Source organism: Mesorhizobium sp. Cs1299R1N1 (assembly GCF_037179655.1).
Classification (GTDB): Bacteria; Pseudomonadota; Alphaproteobacteria; order Rhizobiales; family Rhizobiaceae; genus Mesorhizobium; species Mesorhizobium salmacidum.
The window spans coordinates 141,077-157,671 of sequence record NZ_JAPYKR010000012.1 but is presented as its reverse complement, the minus strand read 5'-3'; the positions used below and the strand labels follow the sequence as shown (position 1 = coordinate 157,671).

16 protein-coding genes are annotated in these 16,595 nt (G+C 63.2%); 5 read left to right on the top strand and 11 right to left on the bottom strand.

Going from position 1 to position 16,595, the window contains the following annotated elements; genetic code table 11:
• The first annotated feature begins 35 nt into the window (after nt 1–35).
• Nucleotides 36–1,322, top strand: a complete 1,287-nt coding sequence (locus O7A70_RS25015; protein WP_337142847.1) for a GGDEF domain-containing protein — start codon at nt 36–38, stop codon at nt 1,320–1,322.
• Nucleotides 1,323–1,371: 49 nt separating this feature from the next.
• Here O7A70_RS25015 and O7A70_RS25010 read toward each other — a convergent pair whose 3' ends face one another.
• Nucleotides 1,372–2,379, bottom strand: a complete 1,008-nt coding sequence (locus O7A70_RS25010; protein WP_337142779.1) for a ribonuclease T2 family protein — start codon at nt 2,377–2,379, stop codon at nt 1,372–1,374.
• 187 nt (nt 2,380–2,566) lie between these two features.
• On the opposite strand from O7A70_RS25010, the gene O7A70_RS25005 reads away from it, so the two are divergent.
• The 3 genes from O7A70_RS25005 (at nt 2,567) to O7A70_RS24995 (ending at nt 6,420) form a co-directional block, all read left to right on the top strand.
• On the top strand, nt 2,567–3,499 hold the full coding sequence (locus O7A70_RS25005; protein ID WP_337142778.1) for an alpha/beta hydrolase: 933 nt from the start codon (nt 2,567–2,569) through the stop codon (nt 3,497–3,499).
• Between the two features lie 99 nt (nt 3,500–3,598).
• On the top strand, nt 3,599–4,774 hold the full coding sequence (locus O7A70_RS25000; protein WP_337142777.1) for a CaiB/BaiF CoA transferase family protein: 1,176 nt from the start codon (nt 3,599–3,601) through the stop codon (nt 4,772–4,774).
• Nucleotides 4,771–6,420, top strand: a complete 1,650-nt coding sequence (locus O7A70_RS24995) for a thiamine pyrophosphate-binding protein (protein WP_337142776.1) — start codon at nt 4,771–4,773, stop codon at nt 6,418–6,420. Before O7A70_RS25000 ends, O7A70_RS24995 begins: the two co-directional genes overlap by 4 nt.
• 52 nt (nt 6,421–6,472) lie before the next feature.
• On the opposite strand, the gene O7A70_RS24990 is transcribed toward O7A70_RS24995, so the two are convergent.
• The 6 genes from O7A70_RS24990 to O7A70_RS24965 form a co-directional block, all read right to left on the bottom strand.
• Nucleotides 6,473–6,916 (bottom strand): CHRD domain-containing protein, encoded by a 444-nt coding sequence (locus tag O7A70_RS24990; protein ID WP_337142774.1) that lies wholly within the window; start codon nt 6,914–6,916, stop codon nt 6,473–6,475.
• Nucleotides 6,917–7,107: 191 nt separating this feature from the next.
• Entirely contained in the window at nt 7,108–8,079 is a 972-nt protein-coding gene (locus tag O7A70_RS24985; RefSeq protein ID WP_337142773.1) for an ABC transporter substrate-binding protein, read from the bottom strand.
• A 40-nt stretch (nt 8,080–8,119) separates the two neighbouring features.
• The gene (locus tag O7A70_RS24980) at nt 8,120–9,274 is read right to left on the bottom strand and encodes an ABC transporter permease (RefSeq protein WP_337142772.1); all 1,155 of its coding nucleotides are present in this window, start codon (nt 9,272–9,274) and stop codon (nt 8,120–8,122) included.
• Nucleotides 9,271–10,149 (bottom strand): ABC transporter permease, encoded by an 879-nt coding sequence (locus tag O7A70_RS24975; RefSeq protein ID WP_337142771.1) that lies wholly within the window; start codon nt 10,147–10,149, stop codon nt 9,271–9,273. The genes O7A70_RS24980 and O7A70_RS24975 overlap by 4 nt, the downstream gene beginning before the upstream one ends.
• Nucleotides 10,150–10,683, bottom strand: coding sequence for an endonuclease domain-containing protein (locus O7A70_RS24970; RefSeq protein WP_442920960.1), 534 nt, complete (start codon nt 10,681–10,683; stop codon nt 10,150–10,152).
• Complete coding sequence (locus tag O7A70_RS24965; RefSeq protein ID WP_027141599.1) at nt 10,676–11,467, bottom strand: ABC transporter ATP-binding protein; 792 nt, start codon at nt 11,465–11,467, stop codon at nt 10,676–10,678. Before O7A70_RS24965 ends, O7A70_RS24970 begins: the two co-directional genes overlap by 8 nt.
• A 139-nt stretch (nt 11,468–11,606) precedes the next feature.
• On the opposite strand from O7A70_RS24965, the gene O7A70_RS24960 reads away from it, so the two are divergent.
• A complete protein-coding gene (locus O7A70_RS24960) occupies nt 11,607–12,011 on the top strand; it encodes a cupin domain-containing protein (protein WP_015317160.1) in 405 nt (134 codons plus the stop codon).
• A gap of 26 nt (nt 12,012–12,037) precedes the next feature.
• Here the strand turns inward: O7A70_RS24960 and O7A70_RS24955 are convergent, their stop codons facing one another.
• The 4 genes from O7A70_RS24955 to O7A70_RS24940 all read right to left on the bottom strand — a co-directional run bounded on the left by O7A70_RS24955 (nt 12,038) and on the right by O7A70_RS24940 (nt 16,583).
• Complete coding sequence (locus tag O7A70_RS24955; RefSeq protein WP_337142846.1) at nt 12,038–12,415, bottom strand: hypothetical protein; 378 nt, start codon at nt 12,413–12,415, stop codon at nt 12,038–12,040.
• 2 nt (nt 12,416–12,417) lie between these two features.
• The gene (gene hydA, locus O7A70_RS24950; protein WP_337142770.1) at nt 12,418–13,869 is read right to left on the bottom strand and encodes a dihydropyrimidinase; all 1,452 of its coding nucleotides are present in this window, start codon (nt 13,867–13,869) and stop codon (nt 12,418–12,420) included.
• Between the two features lie 66 nt (nt 13,870–13,935).
• Complete coding sequence (locus O7A70_RS24945; RefSeq protein ID WP_337142769.1) at nt 13,936–15,186, bottom strand: Zn-dependent hydrolase; 1,251 nt, start codon at nt 15,184–15,186, stop codon at nt 13,936–13,938.
• A 68-nt stretch (nt 15,187–15,254) separates the two neighbouring features.
• Entirely contained in the window at nt 15,255–16,583 is a 1,329-nt protein-coding gene (locus O7A70_RS24940) for an aspartate aminotransferase family protein (protein WP_337142768.1), read from the bottom strand.
• Between the last annotated feature and the right edge of the window lie 12 nt (nt 16,584–16,595).

The window sequence follows — 16,595 nt, the reverse complement described above, 5'->3', positions numbered from 1 at the left end:
GCCGCGATTTCCAGAGAGAGATCGGATCGACGGCATTGCTGAACAGTTTCCTGCTCCTTGCCGAAGCGGTCGTCTACTTCAGCGTCATGGTGACGCTTTTCCGCTTCCGCAAGCGCATCGGCCTTGGCGTCTTCGTCTGCGCGCTTGGCGTCATGCATTTCCTCGAGACCTATCTCGCCAGCGTCTTTTATGTCGCCCTGCCGTTCGGCATGGTGTCGCCGGGCTCGGCGGTGCTCTTTTCCGGCAAGCTGGTGATGCTCCTTCTGCTCTACATGAAGGAAGATGCCGCCACCGTGCGTCAGCCGATCTATGGCCTGCTGCTCGGCAATGCGGTGATGATCGGGCTGGTTTTGCTCCTGCGCCTGCACGCCATCGCTCCGCTTCCCGATGGCCGGCTCCCCGACATCGGCTTCATCGACGAGATGGGCTGGCTGATGGTGTGGGGCACGACGCTGCTGGTCATCGACGCCATCCTGATCATCCTGCTCTATGAAAAGCTTGGGCGCACGCTGCGCAAGGCGCGGTTCGTGCGCATCCTGGTTTCGGTTGCCTGCGTGCTCACCTTCGACCAGGCCGGCTTCTTCACCGCGCTGCATTTTGTTGCCGGCGCACCGATCGCGGTCTTCTTCGGCGGCTGGTTCGCCAAGATGGCGGCGGCACTGGCTTTCAGTGCCATGCTGGTCGCCTATCTCAAATGGTTCGAGGTCCGGGACGTCCAGATGCCGCGCGGCCTGACCGACATTTTCGAGACGTTGACCTATCGCGAACGCTACGAAGCGCTGGTCGAGCATGTCGGCCGCGACGGCCTGACCGGCCTGTTGCATCGCGGACGCTTCGATGTCGACGGTGAAGCCGCCGTCCAGGCCAGCCTGCGCACGGCGAGGCCGCTCAGCCTGCTCATCGTCGATGTCGACCACTTCAAGTCGATCAACGACCGTTTCGGCCATGCCGAGGGCGACAAGGTGCTGAAGGCGGTTGCAACCGTACTTTGCGAGGCGGCAGGCGCCGAGGACCAGGTGTTCCGGATCGGCGGCGAGGAATTCGCCATCCTCAGTTCGCGTCCGCATTCCGTCGCCAGGCTGTTTGGCGAAAGCGTCCGCACCGCGCTCAAGGCATCGGCCGCCACCAGCCGCTTCGAGCTGACCGTCAGCGCCGGCGTTTCCACCGTCAGCGAAACGACGCAGTGCCTGGCCGATCTATTCGCGCTCGCCGACCAGCGTCTTTACAAGGCGAAATCGACCGGACGCGACCGCGTCGTCGGCGAACCCGGTGGGCATGAGGCCGACGCCGCCATTGCCTGGACCAGGTCAGCCCAGGTTTAGCTCTCTCCGCGACGGCCGCGGCGGCTTACCGGAAGCGGCGATCCCGCACTTACTGGAAGCCGATCGGATCGACCGTCCCGGTCGGGCAACCGGCCTTGTTGGTCGGCACCGAGGCCAGCAGCAGGTCCTTGAGCGAACTGTTCTGGCCGATCGGACCGGCAAGGCCGAGCGTCAGTTCGCCGATCAGCCGCCGGCCACTCGATGGATCGATAAGGCAGGACACCCGCACCCGGTCCCCTGCTCCCGCGCCGAAAGCCTCGTCGAAGGCGCCGCGGATCTGATCCGCGGTCAGCTTGCCGCCGATATTTTTGGCGAAGAGGTCGCGCACCGGCGAACTGTTGACCTCACGCATCAAATGAAGAGCGTCGGAAAAATACTCCTGCTGGCTTTTGCCGTAGCAGGTGCCGTGCTTGATCCATTCATGCCGTTCCAGCTTCGAGGCGGTGCCGGGCATCACCTTGTCGAGCTCGGTGCGGGTGTCGGCATCGAGGTTGACCGGCGGCAGGTCCTGCCAGTGAGCCGGATTGTCATTGGCCTTGTCGCTGGCCGAAGCCTGGCAATAGAAATTGCCGTTCGGCTGCGGCCACAGACCGTGCAGCGTGAAGTTGGTGGCATCGAACTCACTAGGGTTTTGCGCCTTGCATTCGGTCTTGTTCGACTTGGTCTCACAGAAGGCCGGCTGCCAGCTTAACGCGAAAACGTATTCGGGTTTCCCCGAGGGCGCGGGCTTGCCTTGCCCGCCCGGAGCCGCCGGCACGGTCGCGGCACTGCTGCCCGAGAGATGGCCGCAGCTGACCTTCACCCAGCGGCGCTCGGGATCGGCACCCGGCACCAGGATGAGGTAGTGGGTCGGGGCGTCCTTGTTGCCGGCCAGCAATTGGTAGGTCTTGCCCGCATCCGTCGAGACATTGCCCGGGTTCTTGCCGTTCTTGATCGCCTGCGTCGCCGGACAGGCAGCGTCGGCCACGAAGGTGCCGCTCATCTTGACGTCGGCATGCGCCGCGCCCGCCAGCGATCCCGCCAGCAAGGCCAATCCGAAAACAACAGCAATGCGCATGCAGAATCCCCTGCTGGAAAGTGGGCGACAGACTGAAGCTGTCTCCATGTCAGAATTGCGATATTTTGCGGGCTCGTGGCAAGAAAGATCGTCGTCGAAAAACCGGCAGGCCGGATTGACGCAAATCTGGCACCGGCGCACACAGTTTGGACATCACGAGGGCGGAACCAGGGAGAGACCGGCCGGCATGCCATTCAGCCAGCAGCGCGTGGTTCGCTCGCCGACCGGCGCCGACCTCAATCTGTTCGTCCGGCAGGCCGACACCCCTCCGCGTGCGGTGATCCAGATCAATCATGGCCTGGCCGAACATGCCGCTCGCTACGACCGCTTCGCCGGTTTCCTCGCCGCCCGGGGCTTCCATGTCTATGTCCATGACCACCGTGGCCATGGAGCGACCAAGGCGCCCGACGCGCCGCTCGGCAGATTCGCCGACAAGGACGGCCCGGCCAAGGTGATCGCCGATGTCGACGCCATCCACGATCTCATCGCCCGCGAGCAGCCTGACCTGCCGGTGATCCTTTTCGGCCACTCGATGGGCGCCTCCGTGGCGCTGAATTTCATGCTGCGCCATTCGAACCGCATCCATGCCGCCGCGATCTGGAACGGCAATTTCTCGCAAGGCCTGCTCGGCCAGGTGGCGCTCGGTATCCTTGCCTGGGAACGGATGCGGCTGGGCTCCGATGTCCCGTCGCGCCTGCTGCCGAAACTTACCTTCCAGGCCTGGGGCAAGGCGGTGCCCAACCATCGCACCTTGTTTGACTGGCTGTCGCGCGACGAGGCGGAGGTGGCGAAATATATCGCCGATCCGCTCTGCGGCTGGGATGCCTCAATCTCTATGTGGCGCGATGTGGTCGCCTTGGCGCTGAACGGCGGCAAGGATGCAGGCTTTGCCACTGTGCGCCGCGACATCCCCGTCGCCATCGTCGGCGGCGAAAAAGATCCTGCCTCGGACTACGGCAAGGGCATCACCCATCTCGCCAGTCGCATGCGCAGGATGGGCTTTTCGAATCTGGTTTCAAAGGTTTACGCCGAAACCCGCCACGAAAGCCTGCACGAGGTGAATCGCGACACCATCATGGACGATTTCGCCAACTGGGCGGACACTGTCTTGAAGGCGTGACGGGTTGGCCCATTGCAAGGACCGTGACAGCCGCTGCCGGGCTTGATAGAGGCTCTGCTTTCGCGGCAATCAGGATGATTGCGGCAAACACGGTGATTTATGGCCGAACCCCCGCTGAAAGGCGTCCGCGTCGTCGAACTCGCCCGCATTCTTGCCGGGCCCTGGGCCGGGCAGTTGCTTGCCGATCTCGGCGCCGACGTCATCAAGGTCGAGAGTCCCGATGGCGGCGACGACACCCGCAAATGGGGTCCGCCCTTCGTCATGGGCCATGACGGCGAGAACCTGTCGGCCGCTTATTACCATTCCTGCAATCGCGGCAAGCGCTCCATCGCCATCGACTTCTCAACGCCGGAAGGCGCCGAGACGGTGCGCCGGCTGGTCGCGACGGCGGATGTGCTGATCGAGAACTTCAAACTCGGCGGCCTGAAGAAATACGGGCTCGACCATGACAGCCTGAAGAAGATCAACCCTCGCCTGGTCTACTGCTCCATCACCGGCTTTGGTCAGGATGGGCCTTATGCGCCCCGCGCCGGTTATGACTTCATCATTCAGGCCATGGCCGGCATGATGTCGATTACCGGCGAAGCCGGCCGCGAGCCGCAGAAGGCCGGCGTCGCCATCTCGGATATCTTCACCGGCCTCTATTCGGTCATCGCCATCCAGGCCGCGCTTCGTCATGCCGAACAGACCGGCGAAGGCCAGCACATCGACATGGCGCTGTTCGACACTCAGATCTCGGCGCTGGGCAACCAGAACCTCAACTATCTCGTTTCCGGCAAGTCGCCGGTGCAGATGGGCAATGCGCATATGAACATTGCCCCGTACGAAGTGCTTCCGGTCAGGGACGGCCACATCATCCTGGCTGTCGGCAATGACGGCCAGTTCGCTAAATTCTGCGCCGCGGTCGGGCTGGACGATTTGCCGGCCAATCCCGATTTCACCACCAATCCGGCCCGCGTCGCCAACCGCGTAGACCTTCGCGCACGCATCATCGAGGCGCTGAAGATTTTTGATCGCGATCCGCTGCTGGCGAAGCTCGAAGCCGCCAGCGTGCCGGCAAGTCCGATCAACACGATCGGCCAGATGTTCGCCGATCCGCAGACCATTGCCCGCGGCATGCGGCTCGACCTCGACGACGGCCATGGCAACCGCCTGCCGTCGGTGCGCGCGCCGATGGTGATGTCGGGCACACCGCTCACCTATGAGCGCCCCTCGCCGCGCCTTGGCGAGCACACTGACGAAATCCTTGCCGAACTGGAGAAGTCTGGGAAATGAAGACCGGTGGACAACTGATCGTCGACGCCCTCGAAGCCAACGGCACCGACCGTATCTTCTGCGTGCCGGGCGAATCCTACCTTGCGGTGCTTGACGCGCTGCATGATTCCTCGATCCGCACCATCGTCTGCCGCCAGGAAGGCGGTGCTGCCATGATGGCCGATTGTCAGGGCCGGCTGACCGGCAAGCCCGGAATCTGCTTCGTCACCCGCGGCCCCGGCGCCACCAACGCTTCGGCCGGCATCCACATCGCCATGCAGGATTCGGTTCCCCTCATCCTGTTCATCGGCCAGGTCGCCAGCCACGCCAAGGAGCGCGAGGCTTTTCAGGAGGTTGATTACGTCAGGTTCTTCGGCGACATCGCCAAATGGGTGGTTGAGATCGACGACGCATCGCGCATCCCTGAATTCGTCACCCGCGCTTTCGCCGTGGCGACGTCGGGCCGTCCCGGCCCGGTCGTCATCTCGCTGCCGGAGGATATGCTGACCAGCATGGTCGAAGCGCCGGAAGCACTTCCGCACACGCCGGTCGAGACCTATCCCGGCAAGGCCGAACTCGACGCACTGGAAATGCTGCTTGCCGGCGCGAAGCGTCCCTTCGTCATCCTTGGCGGCACGCGCTGGAACGCGGATGCCGTGGCGCGGATGCATGAGATCGCCGAGGTCTGGTCGCTTCCTGTCGGCTGTTCCTTCCGCCGCCAGATGCTGTTCGACCATCTTCATCCAAACTATGCCGGCGATGTCGGCATCGGCATCAATCCGAAGCTGGCGGCGGCGATCAAACAGGCCGACGTCGTTCTCTTGATCGGCGGCCGCATGGGCGAGATGCCGTCTTCGGATTACACGTTGCTGAAGAGCCCCTATCCCGACCAGGCACTGGTGCATGTCCATGCCGATGCCGGCGAACTCGGCCGGGTCTACCGCCCGACGCTGGCGATCAACGCCTCGCCAGCGGCTTTCGTCGAGGCTTTCGCCAAGCGCAAGCCCGCCGGAACGCCATCATGGGCGGCCGAGACGCCCAGGCACCACGCGGCCTATCTCGAATGGTCGACGCCACCACAGACCGGCCCCGGCGCGGTCCAGATGGGTCCGATCATGGACTATCTGGAGAAAGTGTTGCCCGACGATGCCATCCTGACCAATGGCGCCGGCAATTATGCGACCTGGGTTCATCGCTTCCACCGCTCCCGCCGCTTCGGCACGCAAGCCGCGCCGACGTCGGGTTCGATGGGTTACGGCACGCCGGCGGCGGTCGCGGCCAAGGCGCTTTATCCGGAGCGCACCGTGGTCGCCTTTGCCGGCGACGGCTGCTTCCTGATGAACGGGCAGGAATTCGCCACTTCCGTGCAGTACGATCTGCCGATCGTGGTGATCGTCGTCAACAACGGCATTTACGGCACCATCCGCATGCATCAGGAGCGCGAATATCCCGGTCGTGTCGTCGGCACCGATCTGAAGAACCCCGATTTTGCAGCACTTGCCCGCGCCTATGGCGGCCATGGCGAGACGGTGGAGAAAACTGCTGATTTCGCGCCTGCCTTCGAGCGCGCGCGAACAAGCGGCAAGCCGGCGATCGTCGAGATCAGGCTCGATCCCGAAGCGATAACGCCGACCCGGACGATGACGCAGATACGCGACAAGGCTTAAGGGTAGCCAGGCCGAGTTTCCTGGCGCCCCCTGTCCCGCCGGCCCTCGGCCGCTACATCGCCTTTTCGACCTGACCGCGGATCTCGCCGTCCTTGTGGGCCGCCGTGTGCACGTTGACGTAATATTTGCCTGCCTCCAGGTCAGCGGCCTGCGCATCGGTCAACGTGGCCGACCCTTTGATCGGGCTCTTGAGCTTGCCTTTGAACGGGATCACGGGATCCGCGTTTTCACCCATTGCCGCCGGGCCGTGGATATGCGCGGCCGACGCCGGGCCGCTGAGGCCGGAATACTTCACGTTCCAGCTGAGCTTCTTCTTCGTGGTGTCGAAGGTGAGGGTGGCCGTCCCCTTGCCCTTGGTTGTGACGGCTGGGCTCTGCTGGCCGCCATCCAGGGTCGCCTTGTATTTTACCATCTCGGCCATGGCCGGTGATGCGAACAGGAAAGCGGTGGAAATGGCAAGCGCCGATAGCGCCGGCAGGAAGGGGTGTGCGCGCATGAAGAACCTCCGATTGAAGCTATGCGTCACGGCTCCCCGCCGCGCGCATGCTTCAATGCAACGGCTGGTTGGCACAATGTATCCCCGCACACGGTTTTGTGATCGGAGCGAATGGAAAAGGGGCGGTCGCCCGCCCCTTTGGTGTCAGCCGTCAAACCGGTCGCAGGCGCCGTTGATTGCGCCTGCCAGGCTTATTTGACCGCCTTGTCCGTGATGGCGGTGGTGTAGGCGCCTTTCGGCTCCTTGGTGATGATCTTCTGGTCGAGCAGCGCCTTGGCAGTGCGCTCGTAGGTCGCAGGGTCGAGCTTGCCGTCGGCGTTGTCGATCAGCTTGGCGACTTCGCTCATCATCCGCTTCTGGTGGTTTTCGTCCTGGCCGCCGCCATCCATGACGATGCCTGCCGCCTCGTCATTGTTGTCAATGGCGTATTTCCAGCCCTTCATCGAAGCGCGCACGAAACGCACCATCTTGTCCTCGAAGGCCGGATCCTTGAGCTTGTCTTCCGACGCATAGAGGCCGTCCTCGAGCAGGTCGTTGCCCATCGCCGAGTAGTTGAAGACGGTGAGTTGTTCGGGCTTGTAGCCGGCGTCGATCAGCTGCCAGTACTCATTGTAGGTCATGACCGAGATGCAGTCCGCCTGCTTCTGGATCAGCGGCTGCACATCGAAACTCTGCTTGAGAACAGTGACACCATCAGGGCCGCCATCGGTCTTGAGGCCAAGCTTGTTCATCCAGGCGTAGAACGGATATTCATTGCCGAAGAACCAGACGCCCAGCGTATGACCCTTGAAATCGGCTTCGCTCTTGATCGGGCCGTCCTTCGGGCAGACCAGCTCCATGCCGGCCTTCTTGAACGGCTGGGCGATGTTGACCAGCGGCACGCCCTTTTCGCGCGCGGCGAGCGCGCCGCCCATCCAGTCGACGATGACATCGGCACCGCCGCCGGCGATCACCTGCTCCGGGGCGATGTCGGGACCGCCCGGCTTGATGTCGACGTCGAGCCCTTCGGCGTCATAGAAACCCTTCGCCTTGGCGACATAGTAGCCGGCAAACTGCGCCTGCGTGACCCATTTCAGCTGCAAGGTCACCTTGTCGGCGGCCATCGCCTGGAACGCGGCCAGCGACATCGCGCCGGCCAGAACTGGAATAATAAGTTTTTTCATTTTGTTACCCTCTGAAGTTAGTGCCCTAAACCCACCGCCCCTATCCACCACGGACAGAGGGATGCCAAAACGTGACGGCCCTTTCGACAAGGGCGACCACGCCATAAAAGACCGAACCCGCAAGTGCTGCAACTGCGATTTCGGCCCAGACCATGTCGATGTTCATCCGCCCGACCTCGGTCGAAATGCGGAAGCCCATACCGACGACCGGCGTGCCGAAGAACTCGGCGACGATCGCGCCGATCAGCGCCAGCGTCGAGTTGATCTTCAGCGCGTTGAAGATGAAAGGCGCTGCCGCCGGCAGCCGCAGCTTGATGAGCGTCGGCCAATAGCCAGACGCATAGGTGCGCATCAGGTCGCGCTCCATATGGCCGGACGCGGCGAGCCCGGCGACCGTGTTCACCAGCATCGGGAAGAAGGTCATGATGATGACGACAGCCGCCTTGGACTGCCAGTCGAAGCCGAACCACATGACCATGATCGGCGCCACGCCGATGATCGGCAGCGCCGAGACCATGTTGCCGATCGGCAAGAGCCCGCGCCGCAGGAACGCCACGCGGTCGGCGAGAACAGCGGTGACGAAGCCCGCACCGCTGCCCACGACATAGCCGAAGAGCACCGCCTTGAAGATGGTCTGCCGGACATCGGCGCCGAGGATCGGCAGCGAACCGGCGATGCGCGCGCCGATGGCGCTCGGCGGTGGCAGGAGGATGAAAGGAATGCCGGCGCCACGCGTTACCGCCTCCCAGATGATCAGGATCCAGGCACCGAAGATGGCCGGAATGATCAGGCGCAAAGCGGTCCGCGTCGAGCCGTCCGTCGGGCGCAGTCCAGACAAGACCGCGACACAACGCCAGCCAAGCAGCCAGGCGGCCGCGAGCAGCAGGAAATATGGCGCCCGCGCCAGACCTTCGAAGCCGGCAATGCCCCCGATGAGCAGCCAGGCCGCCAGATGCGCACCGATGAAAAGCACGACAGCTTCGACCACGGGCGGTACTTTGGCCATCGGGATCAAAGCGGCGAGAAGCAGCGCGCCGAAGATCAGCCAGCTCGTCGCGGCATAGGGATAGATCAACGTCCCCGCAGGCTGCGCCAGCGGTTCCACTTTTGGCGCTGCGATCGCTCCGAGCGCAACGGCGATCAGGCACGCCAGGATCGCCAACGCCGCTTGCCAGGAAGGTTTCAGCCGGTTCATGCCGGCCTCCCGCCCATGGCGCGGTCGACGAGGCGGCCGGCGATGCCAACCACCATCACAAGCAGCGCCGCCACGATCGAGCCGGCGACCAGCGCCGACCAGATGTCGATGGACTGGCTGTAATAGGCGCCGGCCAGAAGCTTGGCGCCGATGCCGGCGACAGCACCCGTCGGCAGTTCGCCGACGATGGCGCCGACCAGGCTTGCCGCCACCGCAACCTTCATCGAGGTGAACAGGAACGGCACCGAGGCCGGCACGCGCAGCTTCCAGAAGGTCTGGGCCTGGCTGGCATTGTAGGTGTGCATCAGGTCGAGATGCATGAGTTCGGGCGAGCGCAGCCCCTTCACCATGCCGACCGTTACCGGGAAGAACGACAGGTAGGTCGAGATCATCGCCTTCGGGACCAGGCCGGTGATGCCGACCGCCGCCAGCACGACGATGATCATCGGCGCCACGGCCAGGATCGGAATGGTCTGCGAGGCGATGATCCACGGCATCAGGCTGCGATCGAGCGTCGCCACATGGACGATGCCCACCGCGATGACGATGCCGAGCGCGGTGCCGAAGGCAAAGCCGAGCAGCGTCGAGGACAGCGTCACCCAGGCGTTGTAGACAAGACTGCGGTTCGAGGTGATGGGCCGCAGAAACGTGTTCTCGAAGAAATTCACCGCCACCTGATGCGGCGCCGGCAGCGTCGGCTTCGGCTGCGACAACGTCTTGCCGATGAGTTCGCTGAACGTCGAGGTTTCGTTGGCCCGCCGGTCGAGATCGCGCTGGAAGGGCGCGTTGAGGATGACGGCGAAAACGTACCAGAGCACGACGACACCAACGAGGATCGAGGTGACCGGGATAAGCTTGTCGCGGAAGGTGTCCATCTAGCGATCCTCGCCGGGCTGGCGCCCTCCTCTCCCCAACGGGGAGAGGGTGGCCGGAGCGAAGCGGAGGTCGGGTGAGGGGGTAGAAATCTTTCCGTCAAGGCAAGCCAAGATCGTATCAAGGACCGCTCGGCGCTCGGCCAACACTTCGTGGTTCCAGAATCTCAGAACGGAATACCCTTGGCCGTTCAGCCAAGCGGTTCTCACGGCATCGGCTGGAGAATCCGCGTGCTGGCTGCCGTCAAGTTCGACAATCAGGCCGTTCTCGCGGCAAACGAAATCGGCGATGAAAGGTCCGAGAGGCACTTGCCTCACAAATTTGTAACCGTTGAGATGACGGCCTCTCAGTTCGCCCCAAAGTCTGTATTCAGCCTCGGTCTCTTCAACCCGCAGCCTTCGGGCGCGTTCGGTTGCCCCGATCTTCCTCTTGGTCGGATCTGTCGGCGCCGCCCCCTCACCCGACCTCCGCTTCGCTCCGGCCACCCTCTCCCCGTGGGGGAGAGGAGGAAACTCATCCTGCCCCCACTCAATCATCATAGCTATGCCCTGCCCTCAACCCGTCCCGCACCCGCGCGGCGATCGCCAGGAACTCCGGCGTCTCGCGGATGCCGAGCGGCCGCTCTTTCGGCAGCGTCGATTCAATGACGTCGCTGACCCGGCCCGGACGTGGCGACATGACGACGATGCGTGTCGACAGATAGACCGCCTCCGGGATGGAATGGGTGACGAAGCAAATGGTCTTGTTCGTCCGTCCCCACAATTCCAGCAATTGTTCGTTGAGGTGGTCGCGCACAATCTCGTCCAGCGCGCCGAACGGCTCGTCCATCAACAGGAGGTCGGCGTCGAAGGCGAGCGCACGAGCGATCGAGGCGCGCTGCTGCATGCCCCCGGAAAGCTGCCAGGGATATTTCTTCTCGAAGCCGCTGAGATTGACGAGGTCGAGCGTGCGCTTGATGCGCTCCGCCTGCTCGGCCCTGGACAGGCCCATGATCTCCAGCGGCAGCGCGACATTGCGCTCGATGGTGCGCCAGGGAAACAGGGCGGCGGCCTGGAAGACATAGCCGTAGGCGCGTTTCTCGCGCGCCTGTTCAGCTGTCATGCCGTTGATCGAAATCGCCCCCGAGGTCGGCTTCTCCAGATCGGCGATGACGCGCAGCAAAGTGGTCTTGCCGCAGCCCGATGGCCCGATGAAGGAGACGAACTCCCCCTTGCCGATGGTCAGGTCGACATTGGACAGCGCCTGCACCGGCCCGTCATTGGTCTGGAAGGTGAGGCCCAGTTTGCTTGCCGAAACGACGGCTGGCGAAATTCCCGTCATCGGTTGCGGCCTGCCTGTTCCCGTGGCGCCGTCCCGATTCCGATTGCTTTTATCGCGATGTTGTTTTCCATTCGACCCATCCCATTGGCCCCAGCCCTGCTGAGCTTGTCCCACTCAATCGACGCCCGGAGTTTCCCCGATGTCGCCTAAACCCACTTGTCATCTTATCCGCCCTGAAAGCACTTATGAAGGCAAGCAGGGTCTAACCTATTTCGCAGGCATCGCCACCGAGTCGGTCGGCTCTTCCGGCATCTGCATGCATGTGCTGACCATGCCGCCCGGCGCCCGCGCCAAGGCGCATCTGCATGAGAACCATGAAACGGCGATCTACGTGCTCTCCGGCGAGGTCCATACCTGGTATGGCGACCGGCTGGAGCATCACATCGTCGTCAAGGCCGGTGACCTCTTCTACATTCCGGCCGGCGTGCCGCATTTGCCGGCCAATCTGAGCAACGCCCCCTCGTCGGCCGTCATCGCCCGCACCGACCCCAACGAACAGGAAAGCGTCGTCCTGTTGCCGGAACTGGATGCACTGGTCGCTTGATATCCTCGAACGAGGGACGCTGGCCGTCATCGGCACCGTGACACTTCCCCGTAGACGGTACCGTCCTCGTCGGCAATCACCAGCTTCTTGGCGTTCTTGGCGCTGCGCTTGATGGTGAACTGGATTGGCGACTGGCCTTCCTCGCCTTCCGCCTGGCATTGCGCCTTCGCCACCAGCGAACCGTCGGCCTGTACCTGCTTTTCAGTGAAGGTACAGGCGCTGGCGATGGTGATGAAGTCGGTGTCGGTCAGCAGCAGCATGTCCTCGGCGTAGACCTTCTGACCATTCTTGTTGATGCAGCCGGTCTTGTTGCCATAGGGCTTGGACAGGTCGATGCCGGCCGCCGAGGCGGAGCCGGCAGCCAGAACAAGAACGGCGGTGAGATAGAACCCCGCGCGCCTCACCGTCAAACCCCGGTCGCCGGAATGCCGGTCCGCTCGACCTTGCGCGGCGCGGTGATCTCTTTCCAGGTCGACAGCGCCCGGTTGACCGCGGCGTTCGGCTCGCGGCCGACGAACTGGCCATGGCCGGGCTTTGCCTTCACCTCCGCTTCCTCGATCGACAACTCGCCGCGCGAGAAGACGAAGCGCGGCAAGCCCGTTACCTCGACGCCTTCGAACACGTTGTAGTCGATGACAGACTGCTGCTTCTTCGAAGAAATCGTTTTCTTGGCGCTAGGATCCCAGACGATGATGTCGGCATCGGCACCTTCGACGATAGCGCCCTTTTTTGGATACATGTTGAGGATCTTGGCGATGTTGGTCGATGTCACCGCGACGAACTCGTTCATCGTCAGCCGCCCGGTGTTGACGCCCTTGGTCCACAGCACCGGCAGCCGGTCCTCGAGGCCCCCCGTGCCGTTCGGGATCTTGGTGAAATTGCCGACGCCGAAACGCTTCTGCTCGGTGGTGAAGGCGCAATGATCGGTCGCCACCACCTGCAGCGATCCGGCCTGCAGGCCCGCCCATAGCGAATCCTGGTGCAGCTTGTTGCGGAAGGGTGGGCTCATCACGCGACGCGCCGCATGGTCCCAGTCCTTGTCGAAATACTCGCTCTCGTCCAACGTCAGGTGCTGGATCAGCGGCTCGCCGAACACCCGCATGCCTTTCTGGCGCGCCCGGCGGATCGCCTCGTGGCTCTGCTCGCAGGAGACGTGCACGACATAGAGCGGCACGCCGGCCATATCGGCGATCATGATGGCGCGGTTGGTCGCCTCGCCTTCCACTTCCGGTGGACGCGAATAGGCATGCCCTTCGGGGCCATTGTTGCCGGCGGCGAGCAGCTTCTGCGACAGGGCGGCGACCACGTCGCCATTCTCGGCGTGCACCAGCGGCAGTGCACCGAGATCGGCGCAGCGCTGGAACGACGCATACATCTCGTCGTCGTCCACCATCAGCGCGCCCTTGTAGGCCATGAAGTGCTTGAACGAGGTGATGCCCTTGTCGACGACGGTGGCCATCTCGTCGAACACCTGCTTGCCCCACCAGGTGATCGCCATGTGGAAGGAATAGTCGCAGGCTGCCTTCGAGGTCTTGTTGTCCCACATCTGCAAGGCTTCGAGCAGCGACTGCTGCGGGGACGGGAGGCAGAAATCCACCACCATCGTCGTGCCGCCTGCCAGGGCAGCCCTCGTGCCGGATTCGAAATCGTCGGCGGAATAAGTGCCCATGAACGGCATTTCGAGATGGGTATGCGGATCGATGCCGCCCGGCATGACATAGCAACCGGTGGCGTCGTACTCATGGTCGCCATGCAGGTCCGAGCCGATGGCAACGATCTTGCCGTTCTGCATCAGCACGTCGGCCTTCCAGGTGCGGTCGGCGGTGACGACAGTGCCGTTCTTGATAACTTTGGTCATTTTGCTGTTCCCTTGTTCTTCTCTTCGCGCTTCTTGGTGAGCGGCGTTGAAGGTAAATCTCTAAATTCACTCCACGATGACGGCCGTCTCCACCACCGCGTGGAACAGAACGTCGGCGCCGGCCGCGGCCCATTCCTTGGTGATCTCTTCCGCCTCGTTGTGGCTTAACCCATCCACGCATGGGCACATCACCATCGCGGTCGGCGCGACGCGGTTGATCCAGCAGGCGTCGTGGCCTGCGCCGGAGACGATATTGCGATGCGTGTAGCCAAGCCGCTCTGCGGCGTCGCGGATCGCCTTGACGCAGCCCTTGTCGAAGGTGACCGGATCGAAATGACCGACCTGCTCGATCTCGTATCGGATGTCGAGCGCATCGCAGATCGTGTCGATGCCTTCGCGGATGCGGCCATCCATGGCATCGAGCACTTCCTTCTCCGGCGAGCGGATGTCTATGGTGAAGACGGTGCGTCCGGCGATGATGTTGCGCGAATTGGGATAGACTTCCATGTGGCCGACCGCGCCGACGGCGTCGGGCTGGTAGTCCATGGCGATCTCGTGCACCAGTTCGATCACCCTGGCCATGCCGAGCCCGGCATTGCGGCGCTTCGGCATCGGCGTCGAGCCGGTATGCGCCTCCTTGCCGGTCAGCGTCACCTGCAGCCATTTCAGGCCCTGGCCGTGGGTGACGACGCCGATGTCGATATCTTCGTCCTCAAGAATCGGGCCCTGCTCGATATGCAGTTCGAAGAAGGCGTGAATCTTGCGGTCGCCGACCTTCTCGGTGCCCTTCCAGCCGATGCGCTCCAGTTCCTCGCCGAACGTTTTGCCCTGCTTGTCGGTATGCTGATAGACGTCCGCCTGGTCGAGCACGCCCGCGAACACGCCGGAGGCCATCATCGCCGGGGCGAAGCGCGCGCCTTCCTCGTTGGTCCAGTTGGTGACGACGATCGGGTGTTTGGTCTTGATGTCGAGATCGTTGAGCGAGCGCACGATCTCCAGGCCACCGAGCACGCCGAGAACGCCGTCATACTTGCCGCCGGTCGGCTGCGTATCGAGATGGCTGCCGACATAGACCGGCGGCAGGCTGGGATCGGTGCCCTCGCGGCGGGCAAACATGGTGCCCATCTCGTCGACGCCCATTTCGAGCCCGGCCGCATCACACCAGCGCTTGAACAGGTGCCGGCCCTCGCCGTCCTCGTCGGTCACGGTCTGGCGATTGTTACCGCCGGCAATGCCGGGGCCGATCTTCGCCATCTCCATGATGGAATCCCACAAGCGGTCTGAATTGATTCGCAGATTCTCGCCGGGTGCGGCCATTCAAAGTCCTCTCCTATTGCGCGGCGTCCCCCTCCCCCTCGAGGGGAGGGAAAGCTGCATCCAGCCCTTCAATCGATCGACCGCAGCACTTCCCGCACATGGTCGATCAATTCGTTGATCTGGCCCTTGGTGATGATCAGCGGCGGCGACAGTGCGATAATGTCGCCGGTGGTGCGGATCAGCGCGCCGCGCTCGAACGCCTTGACGAAGGCCGAGAACGCGCGCTTGGTCGGGCTGCCGGCGATCGGCGCCAGTTCGATCGCGCCGATCAGGCCAATGTTCCTGATGTCGATGACATGCGGCTCGCCCCTCAGCGAATGCAGCGCGTCTTCCCAATAGGGTGCCAGTTCCTCGCCACGCGTCAGCAAGCCCTCTTCCTTGTAGGTATCGAGCGTGCCTAGTGCGGCCGCACAAGCGATCGGATTGCCCGAATAGGTGTAGCCGTGGAAGAACTCGATCATGTGCTCGGGGCCGGTCATGAAGGCGTCGTGGATTTCCTTCTTCACGAACACGGCGCCCATCGGGATGACGCCGTTGGAGACGCCCTTGGCAGTGGTCATGATGTCGGGCGTGACGCCAAAATAGTCGGCGGCGAACGGCGCGCCGAGGCGGCCGAAACCGGTGATGACCTCGTCGAAGATCAGCAGGATGCCGTACTTGGTGCAGATTTCGCGCAACTTCTCGAGATAGCCCTTCGGCGGCAGGATAACGCCCGTGGAGCCGGCGACCGGCTCGACGATGACGGCCGCGATGGTCGAGGCGTCATGCAGGGCGACGATACGCTCCAGCTCGTTGGCGAGCTCCGCTCCATACTCCGGCACGCCTTTCGAAAAAGCGTTCTTCTCCGGCAGATGCGTGTGCGGCATGTGGTCGACGCCGCCCAGCAGCGTGCCGAACATCTTGCGGTTGGTGACGATGCCGCCGACCGAGATGCCGCCGAAATTGACGCCGTGATAGCCGCGCTCGCGGCCGATGAGCCGGGTGCGCGAGCCTTCTCCCTTCACGCGGTGATAGGCGATCGCCATTTTCAACGCCGTCTCGACCGATTCCGAACCGGAATTGGTGAAGAACACATGGTCCATTCCCTTGGGCGCTAGGTCGACCAGGCGGTTGGCCAGCTCGAACACGATGGGGTGGCCCATCTGGAAAGCCGGGGCGTAGTCGAGTTCGGCGGCCTGGTGCTGGATCGCCTCGGTGATCTTCGGGCGGCAATGGCCGGCGTTGACGCACCACAGGCCGGCGGTGCCGTCCAGCACCTTGCGGCCGTCGCTGGTCGTGTAATGCATGTCCTTTGCGGACACGAACATGCGCGGCGCCTGCTTGAACTGCCGGTTTGCCGTGAACGGCATCCAGAATGCGCTGAGATCGTTCGGCGTGACTTTCAGCCGGTTGGACATGACCAAGACTTC

What these genes read in the sequence shown, in the direction of transcription:
- O7A70_RS25010 (WP_337142779.1), bottom strand. Translation starts at nt 2,379, where the DNA reads ATGCGCATTGCTGTTGTTTTCGGATTGGCCTTGCTGGCGGGATCGCTG.
- O7A70_RS25005 (WP_337142778.1), top strand. Translation starts at nt 2,567, where the DNA reads ATGCCATTCAGCCAGCAGCGCGTGGTTCGCTCGCCGACCGGCGCCGAC.
- O7A70_RS25000 (WP_337142777.1), top strand. Translation starts at nt 3,599, where the DNA reads ATGGCCGAACCCCCGCTGAAAGGCGTCCGCGTCGTCGAACTCGCCCGC.
- O7A70_RS24995 (WP_337142776.1), top strand. Translation starts at nt 4,771, where the DNA reads ATGAAGACCGGTGGACAACTGATCGTCGACGCCCTCGAAGCCAACGGC.
- O7A70_RS24990 (WP_337142774.1), bottom strand. Translation starts at nt 6,916, where the DNA reads ATGCGCGCACACCCCTTCCTGCCGGCGCTATCGGCGCTTGCCATTTCC.
- O7A70_RS24985 (WP_337142773.1), bottom strand. Translation starts at nt 8,079, where the DNA reads ATGAAAAAACTTATTATTCCAGTTCTGGCCGGCGCGATGTCGCTGGCC.
- O7A70_RS24980 (WP_337142772.1), bottom strand. Translation starts at nt 9,274, where the DNA reads ATGAACCGGCTGAAACCTTCCTGGCAAGCGGCGTTGGCGATCCTGGCG.
- O7A70_RS24975 (WP_337142771.1), bottom strand. Translation starts at nt 10,149, where the DNA reads ATGGACACCTTCCGCGACAAGCTTATCCCGGTCACCTCGATCCTCGTT.
- O7A70_RS24970 (WP_442920960.1), bottom strand. Translation starts at nt 10,683, where the DNA reads ATGATTGAGTGGGGGCAGGATGAGTTTCCTCCTCTCCCCCACGGGGAG.
- O7A70_RS24965 (WP_027141599.1), bottom strand. Translation starts at nt 11,467, where the DNA reads ATGACGGGAATTTCGCCAGCCGTCGTTTCGGCAAGCAAACTGGGCCTC.
- O7A70_RS24960 (WP_015317160.1), top strand. Translation starts at nt 11,607, where the DNA reads ATGTCGCCTAAACCCACTTGTCATCTTATCCGCCCTGAAAGCACTTAT.
- hydA (WP_337142770.1), bottom strand. Translation starts at nt 13,869, where the DNA reads ATGACCAAAGTTATCAAGAACGGCACTGTCGTCACCGCCGACCGCACC.
- O7A70_RS24945 (WP_337142769.1), bottom strand. Translation starts at nt 15,186, where the DNA reads ATGGCCGCACCCGGCGAGAATCTGCGAATCAATTCAGACCGCTTGTGG.
- O7A70_RS24940 (WP_337142768.1), bottom strand. Translation starts at nt 16,583, where the DNA reads ATGTCCAACCGGCTGAAAGTCACGCCGAACGATCTCAGCGCATTCTGG.